Genomic DNA, 2,579 nt, shown 5'->3' with positions numbered 1-2,579 from the left:
GGCGGGGCGTGTTGTGGGGGGCGGTGTGGGGGGGGTGGGGTGGGCGGGCCACCCCCCCCCGGCGCCCCCCCCGCTCCCACAGGGGCCGGAGTGGTCACACGTAGCGCCAGTCCTCCCCGCGCACCCATTGCGCCTCAGCCTTCATCGCCGCATCGGTATGGAACAGGTGCCGATGCCGAGAGGGCTGCGAACGGAGGTACTGCTTGGGTGCCCTGACCTGGCCGCCGAGTTGGGCGGCGGCGTGCCACGGCCAGCGCGGGTCGTAGAGGATGGTGCGGGCCAGCGCGATCATGTCGGCATCGCCATTGGCGAGGATGGCCTCCGCGTGTTCGGGTTCGGTGATCAGGCCCACCGCGACGACCGGCATCTTCACCGCCTGCTTCACCCCGCGGGCGAACGGCACCTGGTAGCCCGGACCCACGGGGATCTTCTGCGCCGGATGCAGGCCACCCGTCGACACATGGACCGCATCGCAGCCACGATCCTCGAGGGCCTTGGCGAAGGCGATGGTCTGCTCGAGGTCCCAGCCGCCTTCGACCCAGTCCGTGGCCGATACGCGCATGCTCAGCAGCTTATCGGCCGGCAACGCGGCCCTTACAGCATCAAACACTTCCAGCGGGAAACGCATGCGGTTCTCGAGTGAGCCGCCATATTCATCGGTACGCTGGTTGGAAAGCGGCGAAAGGAACTGATGCAGGAGATAACCGTGCGCGCCATGTAGCTGCACGCCATCCAGGCCGATGCGCACAGCGCGCCCTGCCGCTTCGACGAACGCCGCCTTGATCCGCTCCAAGCCGTCCCGGTCAAGCGCGAGCGGCGGGTTCTGCTCCTCCTGGAACGGGATCGCCGAGGGCGCCACGGTCTGCCAGCCGCGCTCGGTGCCCGGCGGAATCTGAGCGCCGCCGACCCACGGCGTATCGGTCGATGCCTTGCGCCCCGCATGGTTCAGCTGCACCACGATCGGGATATCCGACCAGCGCCGCACACCCTCCAGCGTATGGCGCATCGCTTCCTCGGTGGCATCGTCGTAAAGGCCGACGTCAGCCCAGGTGATCCGGCCCTCGGGTAACACCGCGGTGGCCTCGATCGTAAGCAGCGCTGCCCCGGAGATCGCAAGCTGGCCCAGGTGGATGAGGTGCCAGTCATTCATCCGCCCATCGACGGCGGAGTACTGGCACATCGGGGCGATGACGATGCGATTGGCCAGCTCAAGGCCACGCACGTGGCCCGGTGAGAAGAGGACGGGGTTAGCCATGGGAAACTCCCTGTTCGAAAAGGTTGCTCGCAGGGTTGGGCCTTTCGCGGCGTGGCGCAAGTACCTTTAAACGATGGTATGCAGCGTATAACCCGTTACCATCGGATGATCACATACCCCTCACATCCCCACGCCAAGGAATCCCCATGACCTTTGTCGCTGATCCGTCCCGCTATGACGGGCGCATGCCTTATCGCCGTGTTGGCCGTAGTGGCATGGTGTTGCCCGCGGTGTCGCTGGGCCTGTGGCAGAACTTCGGTGGCGTCGATCGCTTCGAGACCGGGCGCGCCATCCTGCGCCGTGCGTTCGATCGTGGCGTGACCCACTTCGATCTCGCGAATAATTACGGCCCGCCGTACGGCTCGGCGGAGGAAAACTTCGGCCGCTGGTTCGCCGCGGACTTCGCGACGCACCGCGATGAGCTGGTCATTTCGAGCAAGGCCGGCTGGGATATGTGGCCCGGCCCTTATGGCGGCCCCACGGGCACGCGCAAGCACCTGATCGCTAGTTGCGAGCAGAGCCTGAAGCGCATGGGCCTCGAGTATGTGGATATCTTCTATTCGCATCGCGTCGATCCGGATACGCCGCTCGACGAAACCATGAACGCGCTGGTGCACCTGCACCGCCAGGGCAAGGCCCTGTACGTCGGCATCTCGTCGTATTCGCCGGAGCTCACCCGCGAAGCAGCCTCGATCCTCGCCGCAGAGAACGTGCCCCTGTTCATCCACCAGCCGAACTATTCGATGCTGAACCGCACGATCGAGCACGGCCTGCTGGATACGCTGGGCGAGCTCGGCACCGGCTGCATTGCGTTCTCGCCGCTGGCCCAGGGCATGCTGACCAGCAAGTACCTCAACGGCATCCCGGCCGATGCCCGCGTGACGCGCGGCGATTCGATGAACGAGGGGATGCTGAGCGAAGAGAACCTCAAGCACATCCGCGCATTGAACGGCATGGCGGAGAAGCGCGGCCAGACCCTGGCCCAGATGGCGATCGCCTGGACGCTGCGCGATCCGCGTGTTTCGTCCTCGCTGATCGGCGCGCGTACCGTGGAGCAGCTGGACGACTCGCTGGATGCCGTGAAGAACCTGGCTTTCAGCAAGGAAGAACTCGCTGAGATCGACCAGCACGCGCGCGATGGTGGTGTCGATCTTTGGGAAGTGTCGTCAAGCATCGGCAGGCGCTAAAGCCTGTTGTGCCAGCGCACCCGTTGTGGGAGCGCGCATGCGCGCGATGGGGGATGTCGCGAGCAACCATACCCTGCAAGCAACCTCCCACAGCGCGGTCCTACAAGAGCCAGGCGGTAGATTGTGTAGTCGGTGCT

Annotated in this window: 1 protein-coding gene and 1 pseudogene; one reads left to right on the top strand and one right to left on the bottom strand. The window is 65.5% G+C overall.

All coding sequences use genetic code 11. The features are described 5' to 3' along the window. Positions 1-154: 154 nt before the first annotated feature. Positions 155-1,255: pseudogene (locus tag ACTHLF_RS14235) on the bottom strand (NADH:flavin oxidoreductase/NADH oxidase); the annotation flags it as partial. Positions 1,256-1,401: 146 nt separating this feature from the next. Here ACTHLF_RS14235 and mgrA point away from each other — a divergent pair. Then, positions 1,402-2,442, top strand: coding sequence for an L-glyceraldehyde 3-phosphate reductase (gene mgrA / locus ACTHLF_RS14230; protein WP_440328003.1), 1,041 nt, complete (start codon positions 1,402-1,404; stop codon positions 2,440-2,442). Positions 2,443-2,579 lie beyond the last annotated feature (137 nt).

Source organism: Luteibacter sp. (genome assembly GCF_051958795.1).
Lineage (GTDB): Bacteria > Pseudomonadota > Gammaproteobacteria > Xanthomonadales > Rhodanobacteraceae > Luteibacter.
Note: the sequence above shows the minus strand (reverse complement) of the source record. Positions and strands in the feature narration are given on the sequence as shown.